Raw genomic sequence first — 18,282 nt, forward strand, 5'->3', positions numbered from 1 at the left:
CATTTGTTATATTAAGATAAACACTTCATCAAATCTCTTTTTATCTCTTCTAGAATTTGATAAAAGTTTTCTCTTTTTAAAGTATATACAGCAGTATCTCCTCTTCCTTTAATATGATTTAAAAAAGGATGTGATTTTTCCTTTAGTACTCCTATTACAAGCTTATCACTATCTAGCACTTTAAAAATTGTATCTTGGAAAATATAAGCTTCTCGTTCTAATACACCTATCTCATCCATCACTATATACGGTTTCTCACATTGCATACTTGCCTCTAATAGATTTACGCCTAAAGTCTCAAAGGTACATGTAATCGGTTCACATGTCTCAGGTGTAAATTGCCATGATATAGGCTGATCATTGTTTGCAATATCTATTAGACTATGTAAATAAAACCCTCTTCTTGTAAGTTCATGATAGTACGGTAAAGTTCTAAATCCTACAACTTTATCTTGCCACTCTAAATCCCTTAATACATTTTGAAGTAAAGTGGATTTTCCTATTCCTCTAGGACCTGTAATAAAAAAGTTCTTTTTTTGCATTACTCTATTTCCCCCAAAAAATTATAAAAAAAGACTCCTCAAAAAAAGAGGAGTCTTAGGTTTTACATTAAGCAAAACTTTAAACACCTCGTAGTCCGCCAATTTAAGGTTGGCAGGTAGAAACTTTCGGACCTTATTACCGATTATATACGAATTACTGTTTGATACTTACTTAACTATTATCTATTATTATATCTAGTTTACCTAATATTTACAAGTAGGTAAACCATCTAATTTGTTAGTGCTGTTGGATCTTTTACAAAACCTTCACCTAATACTTCTCTCACATCAGCAATAGTCATAAAGGCTTTTGGGTCGATCTCTTGTACTAAGTCACGAAGTCTTGCAATTTCATTTTGAGAAACAACAACATAAAGCATTTCTTTATCTTCTCTAGAATATTTACCTGTTGCTTTAAGTCCTGTTACACCACGTGGAATTTTCTCCATTATTTCCTTGGAAATACGTTCATTCTCATCTGAAATAATGAATACAGCTTTTGCATAATCTATACCTTCTATAATATTAGAAATAATTTTATTTATCACAACTAGTGAAATAATACCATACATAGCTTTTTCCTGTCCAAAGATGAAAAATCCACTTAAAATAATACATCCATCTATCATAAGCATTAACTTTGTAATGGGGAAATTATTATGTTTAAATTTGATAATAGAAGCTAACATATCGGTACCACCTGTTGTTCCACCTGCACGAATAACAAGACCTATTCCACATCCAAGAAAAATACCTCCAAATAATGCTGGCAACAAAAGGTCTTCTGTAGAAGTAAATGGATTTGGTAAAAACTTGGTAAACCATAAAGCAAATGACACCCAAAGCACACTATAAAGTGACTTCTGAGCAAACTGAAAGCCTCTTTGTCTAATACTAATTAGAAATAAGGGAATATTTAACCCTAAGTTTGTAATCCATAGTGGTACGCCTACTCCAAACATACCTTTTGTCACTTCTTCAACAATGATAGAAGTCCCTGAAATGCCTCCTGTTACAAGTGCATTAGGAGATAAGAACCAATTAATAGCAAGTGCTAAAAGGGTTGAACCTGCTAATATCAAAAATAGTTCTTTTTTTGTAACACCAAATACTTTCATATGTACTCCTCTTCTTTTCTTTACTGTAATCATTTTCTAGCCAAAAAGAAAGAGCTGTTACTGCTTAGCAGTAACAGACTCTTGTTAGTCTTTTGTATTATAACCTAAAATTTATCTTTTGAATAGAGTATTAACCAAGCCACACTAAATCTAAGAAAAGAAAAATCAAAAAGTATCCAACTGCAAAAGCCATAACTAATGGTAAAATAGCAGCCATAACACCTTTATAAATAGCTCGTTTTTCACCTTTTGAAAGAACAATTCTTTCTTGCTCTAAGCTATTTTTCTTTTCCCCTTGTGGGGCTCCGGTATGGCGGTCACTTGGACCAGCATACCAAGGCATACCCGGTATATTCATCTCAGCTACTGTTCTTCCATCATCTTTATTGTTATTATTCATCTTATTTACCTTGGTCGTAAAGATGGCATGCTACATAGTGATCATTGCCATAATCTTTATAAACTGGTGCTTGTGTTTTACAGATTTCCATACATTCTTTACATCTTGTATGGAATTTACAACCTGCTGGTGGATTAGCTGGAGATGGAATATCACCTTCAAGAACGATACGGTTCATTTTCACTGTTGGATCAGGAACTGGAATCGCACTGAAAAGTGCTTTTGTATATGGATGTTTTGGATTAGCAAATAATTCTTCTTTTGGAGCCTTTTCTACTAAGTTACCTAAGTACATAACCCCTACTTCATCAGAAATATGTTCTACAACACTTAAGTCATGAGAAATGAATAAGTAGCTGTAGCCAAACTCTTCTTGAAGGTCTTTTAGTAAGTTGATGATTTGTGCTTGAATAGATACATCAAGTGCAGATACTGGTTCATCACATACGATTACTTTTGGTTTAAGTGCGATAGCACGTGCAATACAGATACGTTGTCTTTGTCCACCTGAGAACTCATGTGGATAACGGTCAATATGATGAGGTTGGAGACCACATTTCTCCATAACACTCATAACATATTGTCTATATTCTTCTTTTGGAACAATATTATGTTCACGTACACCTTCACCAATAATTTCTCCAACAGGCATTCTTGGGCTTAATGAACTGTATGGATCTTGGAAAATAAGTTGCATTTCTGGACGAATTTTACGAAGTTCTTTGTTTGAAAGACCAAATACATCTTTTCCATCAAATACAACGTTTCCGCCTGAGTTTTCTTGTAAACGAAGAAGTGTACGTCCTACTGTTGTTTTACCACAACCAGACTCACCTACTAAACCAAATGTAGAACCTTTTTTAATGTTAAAGCTTATACCGTCTACTGCTTTAACATGCCCTACTACACGTTGGATAACCCCAGCCTTAATAGGGAAATATTTTTTTAGTTCTTTAACTTCTAAAATGTTTTCTGACATCTATTTCCCCTCCTTTACATCATAAAGATGACAGGCAACTTTATGGTTTTCATCAATTATTTTAAGTCCAGGAATATCACCTTTACATTTTTCAATGCATTTATCACAACGATCTTTAAAGAAACAATGTGTTGGCATTTGAACTGGATTTGGTACTGCACCAGGAATAGAGTAAAGACGATCTACTGTTTTTCCTACTGCTGGTTTACTCTTAATAAGGCCCATTGTGTATGGATGTTTTGGATTAAGGAATACTTCATGAGCTGTTCCTTGTTCTACAATTTTCCCTGCGTACATAACAACAACATAATCTGCCATCTCAGCTACTACTCCAAGGTCATGAGTAATAAGTAAGATACTTGCATCAATTTTATCTTTGATATCACGAAGTAAATCTAAAATCTGTGCTTGAATTGTAACGTCAAGGGCTGTTGTTGGCTCATCTGCAATGATAAATTGTGGGTCACAGCAAAGTGACATGGCAATCATAACACGTTGACGCATACCACCTGAAAGCTCATGTGGATAGCTATCATAAATACCTTCTGCACGTGCAATACCAACTAATTTAAGCATTTCAATGGTTTGTTTTTTGATATCTTCTTTGCTCATATCAGGTCTATGTAGTGCAATGGTTTCATCAATTTGGCTACCAATTTTAAAAATTGGATTTAAACTTGTCATTGGCTCTTGGAAGATCATTGCAATTTCGTTTCCACGGATATGTTGCATTTCACTAATAGGTGTTTTAACAATATCAACTGGGCCACCTTTACGGTTATAACGAATTTCTCCACCTACGATTTGCCCTGTAGGCCCTTGTACAAGTTTCATCATAGAAAGACTTGTTACTGATTTACCACAACCAGATTCTCCTACTAGTGCAACTGTTTTTCCTTTTGGAATTTCAAGTGTTACACCATTTACAGATTTTACTGTACCCATATCTGTAAAGAAGAAAGTTTGAAGGTTATCTATTTCAATAATATTTTCTGGATTCTTCATTGTTGTTTGATACTCTGAAGGATCTACTTTTTTACGTTTCTTTTCTTTTTCAAATTTCTTAATGACTTTACTATTTTCTTTAGAAATTTGACGCATACGTTTTTGAGCTTCTTTTTGCTCAAGTTTCTTTTGTTTTTTCATTTCAGCTGTTATACCAGTCATGTTATCACCTACCTTTTCATTTTAGGGTCAAAGGCATCACGTAAGCCATCACCTACGAAGTTGAAGCCTAAAACTGTTAATAAAATACAAAATCCTGGTGGGAACCAGATGTTCATGTACTCTCTCATAATAACAGGGTCATTAACAGTGTTAACCATATTTCCCCATGATGCAAGTGGGAATGGTACCCCAATACCTAAATAGCTATAAGCAGCTTCTGCTAATATAATACTACCCATACCCATTGTTGCAATAACAATAAGTTGTGGCATTACGTTTGGAATAAGATGTTTCATAATACGTTTTGCTGGGTGAAGCCCAATTGCTTCTGTTGCTACCATGAATTCTTGTTCACGTAAGCTTAAAATTTGACCACGTACAATACGTGCAACACCAGTCCATCCTAAAAGACCCATTGCAAGCATAAGAACATAGATTTTAAGTTCTTGTGGAATTGCATAAGCTAACATAATCGAACTGATAATTAACATAATTGGTAAACCTGGTATACAGTAGAAGACATCGACTATACGCATGATAAAGTTATCTATCTTCCCTCCATAATATCCAGCTATACCACCTAATAAAATACCAAATACAAGCTGAATACCTACTACTACAAACCCGATGATAAGAGATACTCTACCACCATACATAAGACGAACAAGTACATCACGTCCATCTTTATCTGTTCCAAGCCAATGAGTTTTTGAAGGTTTCGCTTTATTATATACCTTTACACCTTCTGCAGTTGGATCCATACCTTTGTGGTCCTCTGAACTAAATTCTACACCATCTTTTACAAAGAAAATAGTATACTCACCATAGCTTGTAAAAAGTGGCCCTAAAAATGAAAACAAGAACATTGCTACAAGAATAACTACCCCACCTATAGCAAGCTTATTACGTAAGAAACGCTTCATAACAAGCTGACCAGGAGTAACGATTTTCTCAAGGTTGATATCTTTTTGTTTGTTTGTTTCTAACTTTGTATTTTCAGCCATTTTCATCACTCCTTATTTAAGTCTTACGCGTGGGTCAACCACTGCATAGAGAATATCTGATAATAAAGTACCTAATAATGTTAAAACTGCAATGAACATTGTAAAGGCCATCATAAATGGAATATCTCCAGAACGAAGTGCTTTAAGTCCTACATATCCAAGCCCCTCAATAGAGAAAATACCTTCAGTAATCATAGCACCTGAGAAAAGCCCAGGAATCATACCACCAACCATAGTAACGATTGGGATAAGTGTATTACGGAATGCATGTTTATAAATAACTTTATGTTCGCTAAGCCCTTTAGCTCTTGCTGTACGTATGTAATCTGCATTTAATACTTCTAACATATTTGTACGACTATAACGCATAAGCCCACCAATACTAAGTACAGTTAAAACTGTAATTGGAAGAATAAAGTGCCATGCCATATCCATGATGAGCGCAAAGCCTTCATAGTCCATACGTGCTGTTACCATCCCTTGAAGTGGGAACCATTTAAGTCCCATAGCAAATATTCTTTGTAAAATCGCTGCAAAGAAGAAACTTGGTAGAGAGATCCCTACTAATGCAATGGTTGTAACAGTATAGTCTGTCATTGTATATTGTTTTGTTGCCGAAATAATTCCCAACGGTATCGCAATTAAAAGCTGTAATATAAAGGATGGAAGTGCCATCCAGAAAGAAATCCACATTTTATCTTTAATAACTGCTGTAGCTGGTTTACTGTATACTAAAGAATCACCAAAATCACCTTTGACTGCATCACTTACCCAGTCAATATATCCTTCTACTACCCCTTTATTAAGTCCATAGAGTTCAGCTAATTGGTCTTTCATCTCTTGTGTAACATCTGGTCTACCTTGTGTAATTGTACTTACATAATCTCCTGGTGCTAAACGTAGTAAACCATAAACAATCATAGATACACCTAATAGTACGAAAATTGATATAAACAATCTTCGGATAATATATTGTCTCATCTATTTCACTCCTTTTCTAGAATCTATAGCATTTTGTGATTAATATCAACTTACAATAAATAGTTTTATTTCATCTATTTTACATAATTCTTATTATAGGCTGATATTAATCACCAACCCCTAAGGAGTTGGTGATTAGTTTCATGCCTTATTATTATTTAAGTCTGAATGATTCAACTTCTGCAAAGTATGTGTAGTAAGGAGTCATATCTTTTGGAAGTGAATCCATATCTACGATTTCTTGGTTGAATACATACATATTCTTTCTTTGGTATACTGGCATTTCAACCGCTTCATCCATAATGATGTCAAGCGCTTTACTATAGCATTCTTTTCTTTCTTCAATATCATTTGTTAAACGTGCATCTACAATAAGTTGATCTAAATCTGCATTTTTAACTTTGTAATGATTTGATGGACCTTCTGAGTGGTAAACTTGGTACATATCTGGGTCAACTGATGCACCCCAAGCTGCTACCCACATATCCCAGTCACTTTGGTTAAGTCTATCGAAGAATACTGTTCCATCTGTATCTGCGATTTCAAGTACAGCACCGATTTTTTCCATTTCAGTTTTCATTTGAGTAAGTACTGGAGCTGTTGGATGGTCCATAGTACCGCCACCTGGAATACCTACTTCAATACGAAGTTGTTTACCATCTTTTTCAAGACTTGGTTTACCATTTTTATCTACTTGTGTGTAACCTGCAGCTGTGAAGTACTCTAAAGCTTTAGCTGGATCAAAACCATAGTATTCTGTTGCACCTTCTGGATATGCCCAAGATACTTGTGACATTGGTCTTTCGATAACTGTTGCAAGTTCACCATAGTATGATTCAACTGCTGGACGACGGTTCATAAGGTGCATTAAACCTTTACGAACGTTAACGTCTGTAATACGTTCTGCATTCATACCGATGTATCCGTAACCTAAGTTATCTACTAATCTGTACTCAAGACCTGCATCTTCTACGTTTTTAACCATTTCTACTGATGCTGATGGGTCAGAGATATCAAACTCACCAAGTTTTAAACCTTCAAGTTTGTTAGACTCAGCTGTAACTTGGTATTTGATTGTTGGAGTAGCTGGTGTACCTTTGAAGTAACTTTCATTTGCATTAAGTGTTACTACGTTGTTTTCAAAGCTTCCAAATGTGTAAGCACCTGCACCCATTGGTTTAGCATTTCTTGATTTTGGAACACTCATATCCCCTTTAGCGTACTCTTTACCACTATCATCTACACCGTAGTAGTGTTGTGGAGCAACTGCCACACCACCTAATTTCCAGATAGCCGCTGGGTCAATACCTTTAAGTGTAACTTTTACTGTTCTATCATCTACTTTTTCAACACCGCTGATTTCTGTAGCATCACCTTTTGCATATTCTTCAAGACCTAAAACTGGTAATGTTACAAATGTAGATGGACCATCGTATGATGGATCTGCTAATACTTTATATGTAAAGATAATATCATCTGCTGTTACAGGTTTACCATCACTGAATGTAACACCATCTTTAAGTGTGAAAGTATAAACTGTTTCTGCTACTACACCATCATCACCTTTAACTTCTTCAATTGCAAATTCTGCAAGCTCAGATTGTGGTTGTGCATTACGATCTGCTTTAATAAGTGGTGCAACTACCATTTCTGCAACACCCATGTCATAACCTGTAGTTGCAAAGAATGGACTGAATATACCATTCATTTCAAGTGATGCAACAACAGTTGTTGTATATTTAGATTTAGAAGTTTCTTCTTTTTTGTCGTCTGTTTTATTTTCTGTTGATTGATTTTGCCCCTCTGGTGTTGTTTGACTGTCATTGCCATTGCTACAAGCTACAAGGCTAGTTGCTGCAAGACCAGTCGCTAATGATAATACTACGAACTTTTTAGCAAATTTCTTCATTATTAATCCCTCCATTATCTTTCTTATTGTTATTATAATTTCATTCAAAGCCTGAACGTTTTTGCAACTTAATGATTGTATACAATCATTATGCAAGACTTTATTAACAATTTCTACTTCATATTACCATAAATCTGCAAGTTATTCAATGCATTTATTTAATTATGTAGTAATTTTTATGTATATTTATAAAAAATGGCTTATAGCCATGATTTTTTACCGTTTTAATCTATCATATTTTTGAATTTAAACCTCTCATTGCTTTTCTAACAGGTACATTTGTCTATATGCCATTTCTAAATTTTAAAATTTGTCAGCCTTTTTTATCATATTTTCTATCTATTATATACAACTGCATTTAGAATTTATGACAACAACAAAAAGAAAAGGGGACTAACTAACTCTATTTCTTACTTTTCTATGAGAGAAGGATCTTTATTCTTTTCTTTCATATATGCAAGTACTCTTTTCTAATACCTGTAATTTTATAAAAGCAATCTATATCTATTCATTTCTTTTTTATATTTTTATTTCATTCAATTTTCCATATTTATTCACCTATTATTCATCAAATATTTATATCTTACTGCTATATAGCTTTGTTAAACTCCTCTAAGACCTTATTTTAGTCATATCTTTACTATTTTTCCCATAATCATTTTTTATTCATATTGACACCTAAGTATTCAAAATGTTAACATTAATTATAGTAAATTAAGATAATATTCAAGGGGGTATTTTATGGCAGATCCAAAAACTATTTCTAATTCTTGCGGCTTATTAGATGAACTTACTACTTTAGCCCTGGAGAACAATTATATTGACCCTAGCCTTTTTGGCAAATATGCAGTTAAACGTGGCTTACGTGACTTAGATGGTCGCGGTGTACTTGTAGGCTTAACAGAAATCGGTGAAGTTAACTCTTACATAGAGCAAGATGGAAAGCTTGTTCCAGCTCCTGGTCACCTAATCTATCGTGGGATTGACATTGAAGATATTACACAAGGTTATCTCTCAGATGGGCGCTTTGGTTTTGAAGAAACCACTTACTTATTACTATTTGGTAAATTACCAACACAAGAACAGCTTACTAACTTCCAAAAATTATTAGGCGAAAAGCGAAAACTTCCTGATGACTTTGTAAGAGATATGGTCTTAAAAGCACCTAGTAAAGATATTATGAACAGCATGGCAAGAAGTGTTCTTGCTCTTTATAGCTATGATGAAGGGAATCCTGATGATACTTCCCTTACTAATACACTTAGACAATGTATTAAATTAATTGCTACCTTCCCTTCTTTAGCAGTCTATGGCTATCAAGCTTATGCTCATTATCACAGCAACCAAAGTCTTTACATTCATACACCTCAGCCTGAGCTTTCTACTGCTGAAAATATCCTTTATATGTTAAGACCTGATAGTAAATATACCCAATTAGAAGCAACCCTTCTTGATTTAGCTCTTATTCTTCATGCGGAACATGGTGGTGGTAATAACTCTACTTTCACAACTCACCTTGTCACTTCATCTGGCACAGATACCTACTCCTCTATCGCTGCTGCTCTTGGTTCTTTAAAAGGACCAAAACATGGTGGCGCCAACTTAAAAGTTGTTAAAATGTTCGAAGATATGCGTGAGAACATCAAAGACTGGAAAGATGAAGAAGCTATTTGTGACTATTTAACCAGACTTCTTAATAAAGAAGCTTTTGATAAAGCTGGTCTTATTTATGGTATTGGTCACGCTGTCTATTCCGTGTCTGACCCTCGTGCTACCATTTTAAAAGAATATGCTGCTAAACTTGCAAAAGCTAAAGGTATGGAAGACGAATTCGATTTCTATACACGTATCGAAAAGCTTGCGCCTCAAGTGATTAGCCATTCACGTAAAATGTACAAAGGCGTTAGTGCCAATGTAGACTTCTATTCTGGTTTTGTTTATAGCATGTTAAACTTGCCCCTTGAACTCTACACACCTATCTTTGCTATTGCCAGAATTTCAGGTTGGAGTGCTCACCGCATCGAGGAAATCGTTAATGCTGGCAAAATCATTCGTCCAGCCTATAAGAGCGTTGCCGAAAGACGTGAGTATACCGCACTTACTGCTCGCTAATATAGTACAAATAAAAAAGAGATATCCAAATTACATTGGATATCTCTTTTTTGTTGTTCTAACTATTTATTAAATTTTTCAAGACGTGCTACTATTTCAGCAAGCATTGCTTCATATTTAGCTTGTTTTGCTTTTTCTTCTTCAATAAGTTTAGCTGGTGCTTTTGCTACGAAACCTTCATTTGAAAGTTTTTTCACTACACGATCAACTTCACCTTGAAGTTTAGCTTTTTCTTTATTTAAACGTTCGATTTCTTTTTCAAAGTCTACAAGTTCTGCAAGTGGAATGAATAGGGATGCATTTGGAATAATTGTTGATACTGCATCTTCTTCAATACCTTCTTTATCTCCTTGGATAATTACTTCTGAAGCAGAAGCAAGTGTTGCAAAGAATACTTTACCACGTTCAAAGAGATCACGTACACCAGCATCTTCTGATACTACGAATACTTGAGCTTTTCTTGAAGGTGGTACATTCATTTCACTTCTTACATTACGAATTGAACGAACTGCTTCTTTAATAAGAGAGATTTCTTGTTCTTCTGTTGCAAAATGCCATTCTTCTTTATATACTGGCCAACTGGAAATCATAATACTTTCTTCTTGATCTTGAAGTCCCATAAAGATTTCTTCTGTGATGAATGGAATATATGGATGAAGCATTTTAAGAACATTAATCATAACTGTTTTAAGTGTCCAAAGTGCAGCATGACGTGTTTTATCTTCCTTATTATAGAGACGTGGTTTCACCATTTCAATGTACCAGTCACAGAATTCTTCCCAAGCAAAATCGTAAAGTTTTTGAACAGCAATACCAAGATCGTATTTGTCCATGTTATCTGTTACTTCTACTGCAAGGTCATTTACTTTTGAAAGAATCCATTTATCTGCAGCTGTTAAGTCATCAATACTTACTTGAAGATTACTATCTTCACCTTCATAGTTCATAAGAATGAAACGTGTTGCATTCCAAAGTTTATTTCCAAAGTTACGGTTAGCTTCTACACGTTCGTAGTAGAAACGCATATCATTACCTGGTGCATTACCTGTGATTAATGTAAGTCTTAATGCATCTGCACCGTATTGATTGATTACTTCAAGTGGATCAATACCATTTCCTAATGATTTGCTCATTTTACGTCCTTCTGAGTCACGAACAAGTCCGTGAATAAGAACATCTTTGAATGGAACTTCTCCCATTTGCTCAAGACCTGAGAATACCATACGTACTACCCAGAAGAAGATGATATCATATCCTGTTACAAGTACACTTGTTGGATAAAAATGTTGAAGCTCTTCTGTGTTATCTGGCCAACCAAGTGTTGAGAATGGCCATAATGCAGAACTGAACCATGTATCTAATGTATCTTCATCTTGAACTAAATGTGTATGACCACATTTTGTGCATGCTTCTGGCATACTACGTGCAATCACAACTTCACCACATTCCTCACAGTAGTAAGCTGGAATTCTGTGTCCCCACCAAAGCTGACGAGAAATACACCAGTCACGGATATTTTCTAACCAGTTAAGGTATGTTTTACCGAAACGTTCTGGTACGAAACGTAAATCCCCTTTTTTAAGTGCTTCAATAGCTGGTTTAGCCATTTCTTCCATACGTACAAACCATTGTGCTTTAACCATTGGCTCAATAACTGTTTTACAACGGTCATGTGTACCTACATTGTGCATATGTGGTTTAATTGCAATAAGAAGACCTTGTTCTTCTAGGTCTTTAAGCATTGCTTTACGTGCATCATAGCGATCCATACCTGCGTATTTACCAGCTAAGTTGTTCATTGTACCATCATCATTCATGACACAGATTTCTTCTAAATCATGACGACGACCTACTTCAAAGTCATTAGGGTCATGTGCTGGAGTAATTTTAACAACACCTGTACCAAATTCCATATCAACATAGTGGTCAGCAATTACTGGAATTTCTCTATCTGTAAGTGGTAATTTAAGCATTTTACCAACTAAGTGGCTATAACGTTCATCTTTTGGATTAACAGCAACAGCTGTATCTCCAAGTAATGTTTCTGGACGTGTTGTAGCAATTTCTACGAATTCATCGCTCCCTACTACTGGGTAACGTAAGTGGTAGAAATTACCTTGGCTTTCCATATGCTCAACTTCTGCTTCTGAAATAGTTGTTTGACATACTGGACACCAGTTAACAATTCTAGAACCTTTATAAATATAGCCTTTTTCATGAAGACGAATAAATACTTCTTGAACAGCTTTTGATAAACCTTCATCCATTGTGAAACGTTCTCTTTCCCAGTCACAAGAAGAACCAAGCTTTTTAAGCTGACCGATGATTGTACCACCGTATTGTTCTTTCCATTCCCAAGCTTTTTCTAAGAATCCTTCACGACCTAGGTCATCTTTTGTAATCCCTTCTTCAGCCATTTTAGCAACGATTTTTACTTCTGTTGCAATACTTGCATGGTCTGTTCCTGGCATCCAAAGTGTGTTGTACCCTTGCATACGTTTGTAACGGATTAAAATATCTTGAAGTGTATTATCAAGTGCATGCCCCATGTGGAGTTGCCCTGTAATGTTTGGTGGTGGAATAACAATTGTAAATGGCTCTTTCTCCTTATCTACTTCTGCATGAAAATAACCATTATCCATCCACTTTTTATAAAGTCTTTCTTCAACGGTACTTGGATCATATACTTTTTCTAAGTTACTCATTTTCATAAACCTCCTTTTATTTTTCACAACTTATAAGTTGAACTTAACACTGTTTCTATCATTTCATTTTTAAAGTCTTGCTCATATCATTGAATACCATTAAGTAATGAGTCATTTTACCTTTTACTTAACGGAGTATTAAAAACAAAATACCAACTAAAGCAACAATAAAACCTGCCACTTTGACAGCAATGACGCCACCTTGGGCAAGCATTTCCATCTCTTCTTGATCCTGCTTTTCAAGTTTGACTTTGGCAAGCACAATACGCTTTGCCGCGAAGACCAGCATGATGCCTATTACAAATAATACAAATCCAACAGCTTGCACAAAACCACCCCTCTTTCGAAATACAAAAAGGCAATAAAAAAGAGCATTCTCCTCCTAAGGACGAAAATGCTCGCGGTACCACCTTAATTCCAGCTATCACTGGCTCTTTATGCTATAACGGGCCTACCCGCTACTTTCTACTAAATTTCAAAAGTAGTGCTCCAAAGCTACCTTCTAATAGTCTTATCGTAAGAAACCTTTCAGCTTATAAGTTTCTCTCTCTAAACGCAGGGGCTATTATACTCCTCTTCTTCATTGCATGTATTTCGATATGATATTACTAACATTTTATGCATCTTGCTTTTCTTTGTCAAGTAGGCTGATATATTCTTCGATATTTTTCGCATACTGTGGATCTTCTTTTAATACAAAAAGTTCTTTCCACAGCTCTGCTTCATAAGCCTCTAACGCTTCTATCTGAAGTAATACTTTTTTCTTTTCTTCCTCTACTTGCTCATAAGCTTCAGCCTTTTTCGGTGCCATTATCCACTCTTCTAAATGATCAAACTCATCTTCATAATTAAGTGCTTTACCTTCAAATATTTCCTTAATAGATAACTCTATTTGCATCAATGCACGATTAAATTTATTATATTCCACTTCGTTATTTTTATTTTTAAGATAGCGATTATAATACATTTCCAGTTTAGCTGCACTATCTACACCTAATTTATCAAATTGGTATTGTAGATAGGAATAGTTATTGAAATAACGGATTTTTGCCTTATTTAAATACTTAACGGCTTTTTGCTGTAATTTAGCATTATTTCTAAGACCTGTTTCTAATTTCTCTTTTGCAAAGAGAATAGCAAAAAGAACAAATACAAGAATAATACTTACACCAGAAAGATAAACCCATATTTTATCTCTTAGCATTTGTAACATAGCAAAACCTGCAAATAACATAAAGATCATAAGTAACATAAAGAAAAAGCTTGCACCTTTTAAAAAGCTGTAACCTTGCAACAAAGCTTCTCTTTCTTCTTTAAGTTCTTCCTTCTCTTCTTCTAAATAAAAGATATCTCTTTCATTCTCTTTTACTTTACGTTCTGTCTCATTCACTTCTTTTACAAGGTAAGGCAGTTCTTCTTCATAGGCTTCAAGTCGTCTAAGTCCTTGATTATTTTTAATGAGTCTACCTTTTAAATGTTGTTTTTGTTCTTCTATACTGCGATATTGCCCCACATAAAGAACCAATTGATTGCGGTCTTGTTCATCTAACTGTTCATATACCTTAAGTTCTTCCGCCTTTTCCAATAGACGATTCATATGTTGTTGCAGGCGTTCCTTTTTTGTAGCAGTCTGATCCAGTTCTTCCATTAGACCAGCTGCTCCTGACTTTTCATATTTTACATGAAAAGGTTCTTTTTTGATTTTTGATGAATTAAAAAGTTTTTGGAACCATTTCATTCTTCAACCCTACTTTTCTATTAATAATGGAATCAGTTCACTTATTGCTTCAATTTTATATGCAGCATGTTCTACCTCATGTCTTCCAAAGCCATAGAGTGCTGCTACATAGGGTAAGCCATTGATCTTCGCGGCCTCCATATCGTGAATACGATCCCCTACAATAAGTGCATTTAAACCTTTATACAACCCTAATATTTTTTTGATAAGTTCTGGTTTTTCAAGTCCATTGTCTTTCACACATTCCGTATAATCTACATATGGCTTAACCCCTGTCACCTCTAGCGCACCTTCTAAATAAAGTCTTGAGCAATTACTATAAAGCACTAATGTAAAACCTTCTTCATAAAGTGTCTTAAAAGTCTCTATCACTCCAGGAAAAGCATGACCATATTCTGCCATAGCTTCTCTAATATGTGCTCTATTTTCTGCACGTATGATTTCCCAATTACTATAACAACTTTCATCTAGAACAGCTCTATAGAAGTCTTCGGCCGTACCACCTAAGTTATTTCTTATAATCTCTTCTGTTACACGGTAATCATACCCCATTTTTTCTAAAGTACGATTCATATTAAATGTGTTAAAACATACTGAATCAAGTAGTGTACCATCTATATCAAATATAACTAATTTTATATTATCAAGCATTTTGTCATCTCCTTTTATGCATCCATTCCTATAAAAACTACAACTAGTTTACCATGACTCCATAAAAAAAGTAACTCTCTTTACTATAAGACTCAAAAAGGGGCTGTTTATCAACAACCCCCACTTTTACTCTTTATTATTTAAATAAATCTTTGAAGGCATTTCCAAGAACATCACCCATTGTTGAAATAGACTCTTCATCTTCTTGCATGTATGCCATCATAGATGGATCAACTTCTTCTTCAACTTCTGTCATGCTTAAGCCAATTTTTTTGTTTGTTTTATCAAGTTGAATAATTTTAACTTTTACTTCTTGTCCAATTTCTAATGCTTCTTCTGGTTTAGAAATACGTTTTTCTGTAATCTGAGAAATGTGTACAAGACCTTCTACATTATCACTTAATGAAACAAAAGCACCAAAGCTCATCATCTTTACAACTTTACCTTTTACAATTTGTCCTTTTTCAAGGTTAGCTGTTTCAAGGTACCATGGATCCATTGCAACATCTTTTGCGCGAAGTGCAATTTTTCCTTTTTCATGATCAATACTAATCACTGTTACTTGAAGTTTGTCTCCTTCTTTCACTACATCTGAAGGATGTTTGATACGTGTCCAAGAAAGGTCTGTATTATGTACAAGCCCTTCTACACCACCAATATTTACAAATGCACCATAAGGCATAAGTTTTGTAACTGTACCTGTGTATTTTTCACCTTCAACAATACTATTAAAACGTTCTTTTTTAAGCTCGGCAGTTTTTGCTTTTGCAATTTCTTTTCCTGAAAGAACGATTTTTTTATTCTTAGCATTAAATTCGATAATTTCAACTTCAACTTGTTGACCTACAAATTGTGCCAAGTCTTCTACATAAGTATCAGTAAGTTGAGAACCTGGTATGAATGCACGCATACCTTGAAGTATAGCAATTACCCCACCTTTAACAACTTCTTTTACCTTTACAGTAAAATGTGCATGAGTTTTGTAAAGCTCTTCAATGTTTTCAAGAGCTACTTCAGACTCTGCACGTCTTTTAGAAACAATAATATTGCCGTCACCATCATCTGTATTTAAAACAAGTACATCGAATTTGTCACCAACTTGTACATCTTCTTTATTTACTTCTTCATAACTATATTCATTCCAAGATACGATTGCATCTGCATGTGTACCTATGTTCGTTATAATTCCAGCATCTTCAACAGATACAACTGTTGCTTCTTTAATATCGCCTTTACGAATGCGTACCATTGATTTATCAATTTCATCCATAAAGTCTGCCATTGTTAAGTTGTTTTCATCCATCTTTAAATCCTCCTTTTTACCATCTTTTCTTATTATACACATTTTACAAACAAAAATATAGTCCGAAATTTATTCAAAATAAACTTGCTATTCTAAAAATAGCATTTTAAATTGTGCTCCAATACATCTTTCTGTATAATCATACCTAATTCACATAATAACTTTACAAAAGTAAACAAACTGAACAAAAGAAAGAAGGTGGAGATTGTGAATGAAAGAGATTCTTTCTCAAGTAAATTAGGGATTATAGCAGCAGCCGCGGGGTCGGCAATCGGGTTAGGAAACATATGGAAATTCCCATATATGGCCGGTGAAAATGGTGGAGGTGCCTTTATTGTTGTCTATCTTTTAGCAACCATCCTGATGGGATATCCTCTTATCTATACAGAATTTGCAATAGGTCGTAATGCAAGAAGTAATGCGATAGATGCATTTTCTAAAGTAACAAACAACAAAAAATTTAATATTGTAGGCTACTTAGCTGTGGGGACAGTATTCTTAGTAGCAACTTTCTATGCAATGATTGCAGGATGGGTAATTTATTACTTCTTCCTTTCACTCACAGGTGGACTTTACGATGTTCAAGTAGGGATGAACGTAGCTGACCACTTTGATATGGTCTTCGCCACAATGAATCAAAACATTATCTGGCCAATCTTAGGTGCAGTTGTAGCTATTCTTGCTACAGGATTCATTAACTTCTCAGGAATCAAAGATGGTGTAGAAAAATACTCAAAAATTCTTATGCCTGTCCTTTTTGTCATCTTTATTGGACTTATCCTTTATTCAATGACTTTAGATGGTTTCAAAGAAGCTGTAACATTCTTATTCAAACCTAACTTTAGTGAACTTACACCAAAAACAGTTATTTCTGCTATTGGTCAAGCATTCTTCTCACTTAGTTTAGGTATGGGACTCTTAGCAACTTACGGAAGCTATATTCCTAAGTCAGAAAATATCCGTGCCGTATCTCGTCAAGTTGTTATTGCAGATACAATTATTGCACTTTTCTCTGGGTTATTAATCTTCCCAGCAGTATTTACATATGGTGGTTCTCCAGCAGCTGGTCCATCTCTTATTTTCAAAGCTTTACCACAAGTATTCTATCAAATGCCAGGTGGTAGATGGTTCGGGGCACTTTTCTTCCTACTTGTTATTGTAGCATCTATTACTTCTATGATTTCAATCTTCGAAATTATTATTACATGCCTTATGGAAAAAGCACATCTTAATCGTCATAAAGCAACTTTAGTGGTTGTAGCAGCTGTACTTCTTGGATGTATTATTAACATTTTAGGTGAAGGTCCATGGTCAAGTTTCACTGTAGGTGGTATGTCAATCTTCGGACTTCTTGATTACATTACTAATAATATTACTATTCCTCTTACAGGCGCACTTACTGCAATTGTTGCAACATGGTTCTGGAAATATATCAAAATGGAAAATGAACTTACAAGTGATGGTATTTACAAATCTAGTGCAGAAGGTCCATTCTTCTTCGGTCTTCTTAAATGGGTTATCCCACCTATGATCGTCGTACTTATTATCACTTCTTTATAAAAGCCTCTACCAGATAAGGTAGACTATAGCAAAAAAAGACTACTTACATAAGTTATGAGTGTTTCTCATAACTAGTAAGTAGTCTTTTTATTGTTAACACCTGTAAATGTATA

At 34.7% G+C, this 18,282-nt stretch carries 15 protein-coding genes, 1 riboswitch and 1 other annotated feature; of the genes, 2 read left to right on the forward strand and 13 right to left on the reverse strand.

Annotation, left to right across the window (positions count from 1 at the left end; translation table 11 throughout):
- Positions 1–11: 11 nt before the first annotated feature.
- The 8 genes from BN2390_RS10025 to BN2390_RS10060 all read right to left on the reverse strand — a co-directional run bounded on the left by BN2390_RS10025 (position 12) and on the right by BN2390_RS10060 (position 8,100).
- Positions 12–542, reverse strand: a complete 531-nt coding sequence (locus BN2390_RS10025; RefSeq protein ID WP_053984220.1) for a nucleoside-triphosphatase — start codon at positions 540–542, stop codon at positions 12–14.
- Positions 543–613: 71 nt separating this feature from the next.
- A riboswitch (purine riboswitch) is annotated at positions 614–715 on the reverse strand.
- Positions 716–772: 57 nt separating this feature from the next.
- Positions 773–1,660, reverse strand: coding sequence for a YitT family protein (locus tag BN2390_RS10030; RefSeq protein ID WP_053984221.1), 888 nt, complete (start codon positions 1,658–1,660; stop codon positions 773–775).
- A gap of 130 nt (positions 1,661–1,790) precedes the next feature.
- Positions 1,791–2,060, reverse strand: a complete 270-nt coding sequence (locus tag BN2390_RS10035) for a hypothetical protein (RefSeq protein WP_053984222.1) — start codon at positions 2,058–2,060, stop codon at positions 1,791–1,793.
- A 1-nt stretch (position 2,061) separates the two neighbouring features.
- A complete protein-coding gene (locus tag BN2390_RS21930) occupies positions 2,062–3,039 on the reverse strand; it encodes an ABC transporter ATP-binding protein (RefSeq protein ID WP_053984223.1) in 978 nt (325 codons plus the stop codon).
- Positions 3,040–4,206 (reverse strand): ABC transporter ATP-binding protein, encoded by a 1,167-nt coding sequence (locus tag BN2390_RS21935; RefSeq protein ID WP_330373737.1) that lies wholly within the window; start codon positions 4,204–4,206, stop codon positions 3,040–3,042.
- Positions 4,207–4,214: 8 nt separating this feature from the next.
- The gene (locus BN2390_RS10050) at positions 4,215–5,210 is read right to left on the reverse strand and encodes an ABC transporter permease (RefSeq protein ID WP_198524896.1); all 996 of its coding nucleotides are present in this window, start codon (positions 5,208–5,210) and stop codon (positions 4,215–4,217) included.
- A 12-nt stretch (positions 5,211–5,222) separates the two neighbouring features.
- On the reverse strand, positions 5,223–6,191 hold the full coding sequence (locus BN2390_RS10055; protein WP_053984225.1) for an ABC transporter permease: 969 nt from the start codon (positions 6,189–6,191) through the stop codon (positions 5,223–5,225).
- A 154-nt stretch (positions 6,192–6,345) separates the two neighbouring features.
- Positions 6,346–8,100, reverse strand: a complete 1,755-nt coding sequence (locus BN2390_RS10060; RefSeq protein ID WP_053984226.1) for an ABC transporter substrate-binding protein — start codon at positions 8,098–8,100, stop codon at positions 6,346–6,348.
- Between the two features lie 741 nt (positions 8,101–8,841).
- Here BN2390_RS10060 and BN2390_RS10065 point away from each other — a divergent pair.
- A complete protein-coding gene (locus BN2390_RS10065; RefSeq protein ID WP_053984227.1) occupies positions 8,842–10,212 on the forward strand; it encodes a citrate/2-methylcitrate synthase in 1,371 nt (456 codons plus the stop codon).
- 62 nt (positions 10,213–10,274) lie between these two features.
- On the opposite strand, the gene BN2390_RS10070 is transcribed toward BN2390_RS10065, so the two are convergent.
- From BN2390_RS10070 to rpsA, 5 genes are all read right to left on the reverse strand, one after another.
- On the reverse strand, positions 10,275–12,917 hold the full coding sequence (locus BN2390_RS10070) for a valine--tRNA ligase (RefSeq protein WP_053984228.1): 2,643 nt from the start codon (positions 12,915–12,917) through the stop codon (positions 10,275–10,277).
- Between the two features lie 127 nt (positions 12,918–13,044).
- Positions 13,045–13,245 carry a hypothetical protein gene (locus tag BN2390_RS10075; RefSeq protein ID WP_053984229.1) on the reverse strand — a complete coding sequence of 67 codons (201 nt, stop codon included), beginning with the start codon at positions 13,243–13,245 and terminating at the stop codon, positions 13,045–13,047.
- A 53-nt stretch (positions 13,246–13,298) separates the two neighbouring features.
- Positions 13,299–13,510, reverse strand: a binding site (T-box leader).
- 23 nt (positions 13,511–13,533) lie between these two features.
- A complete protein-coding gene (locus BN2390_RS10080) occupies positions 13,534–14,655 on the reverse strand; it encodes a hypothetical protein (protein WP_053984230.1) in 1,122 nt (373 codons plus the stop codon).
- 9 nt (positions 14,656–14,664) lie between these two features.
- Positions 14,665–15,306 (reverse strand): HAD family hydrolase, encoded by a 642-nt coding sequence (locus BN2390_RS10085; RefSeq protein WP_053984231.1) that lies wholly within the window; start codon positions 15,304–15,306, stop codon positions 14,665–14,667.
- Positions 15,307–15,442: 136 nt separating this feature from the next.
- Positions 15,443–16,609: a 30S ribosomal protein S1 gene (rpsA, locus tag BN2390_RS10090; protein ID WP_053984232.1), complete on the reverse strand. Its 1,167-nt coding sequence runs from the start codon at positions 16,607–16,609 to the stop codon at positions 15,443–15,445.
- Between the two features lie 207 nt (positions 16,610–16,816).
- Here rpsA and BN2390_RS10095 point away from each other — a divergent pair, with 207 nt between their 5' ends.
- The gene (locus tag BN2390_RS10095; RefSeq protein WP_053984233.1) at positions 16,817–18,169 is read left to right on the forward strand and encodes a sodium-dependent transporter; all 1,353 of its coding nucleotides are present in this window, start codon (positions 16,817–16,819) and stop codon (positions 18,167–18,169) included.
- Positions 18,170–18,282 lie beyond the last annotated feature (113 nt).

It is taken from the genome of Niameybacter massiliensis (assembly GCF_001282685.1).
In the GTDB taxonomy this organism is placed as follows: Bacteria; Bacillota; Clostridia; order Lachnospirales; family Cellulosilyticaceae; genus Holtiella; species Holtiella tumoricola.

Excerpts from the sequence above, each read along its gene's own strand:
- BN2390_RS10025 (WP_053984220.1), bottom strand. The coding sequence starts at position 542 with ATGCAAAAAAAGAACTTTTTTATTACAGGTCCTAGAGGAATAGGAAAA.
- BN2390_RS10030 (WP_053984221.1), bottom strand. The coding sequence starts at position 1,660 with ATGAAAGTATTTGGTGTTACAAAAAAAGAACTATTTTTGATATTAGCA.
- BN2390_RS10035 (WP_053984222.1), bottom strand. The coding sequence starts at position 2,060 with ATGAATAATAACAATAAAGATGATGGAAGAACAGTAGCTGAGATGAAT.
- BN2390_RS21930 (WP_053984223.1), bottom strand. The coding sequence starts at position 3,039 with ATGTCAGAAAACATTTTAGAAGTTAAAGAACTAAAAAAATATTTCCCT.
- BN2390_RS21935 (WP_330373737.1), bottom strand. The coding sequence starts at position 4,206 with ATGACTGGTATAACAGCTGAAATGAAAAAACAAAAGAAACTTGAGCAA.
- BN2390_RS10050 (WP_198524896.1), bottom strand. The coding sequence starts at position 5,210 with ATGGCTGAAAATACAAAGTTAGAAACAAACAAACAAAAAGATATCAAC.
- BN2390_RS10055 (WP_053984225.1), bottom strand. The coding sequence starts at position 6,191 with ATGAGACAATATATTATCCGAAGATTGTTTATATCAATTTTCGTACTA.
- BN2390_RS10060 (WP_053984226.1), bottom strand. The coding sequence starts at position 8,100 with ATGAAGAAATTTGCTAAAAAGTTCGTAGTATTATCATTAGCGACTGGT.
- BN2390_RS10065 (WP_053984227.1), top strand. The coding sequence starts at position 8,842 with ATGGCAGATCCAAAAACTATTTCTAATTCTTGCGGCTTATTAGATGAA.
- BN2390_RS10070 (WP_053984228.1), bottom strand. The coding sequence starts at position 12,917 with ATGAGTAACTTAGAAAAAGTATATGATCCAAGTACCGTTGAAGAAAGA.
- BN2390_RS10080 (WP_053984230.1), bottom strand. The coding sequence starts at position 14,655 with ATGAAATGGTTCCAAAAACTTTTTAATTCATCAAAAATCAAAAAAGAA.
- BN2390_RS10085 (WP_053984231.1), bottom strand. The coding sequence starts at position 15,306 with ATGCTTGATAATATAAAATTAGTTATATTTGATATAGATGGTACACTA.
- rpsA (WP_053984232.1), bottom strand. The coding sequence starts at position 16,609 with ATGGATGAAAACAACTTAACAATGGCAGACTTTATGGATGAAATTGAT.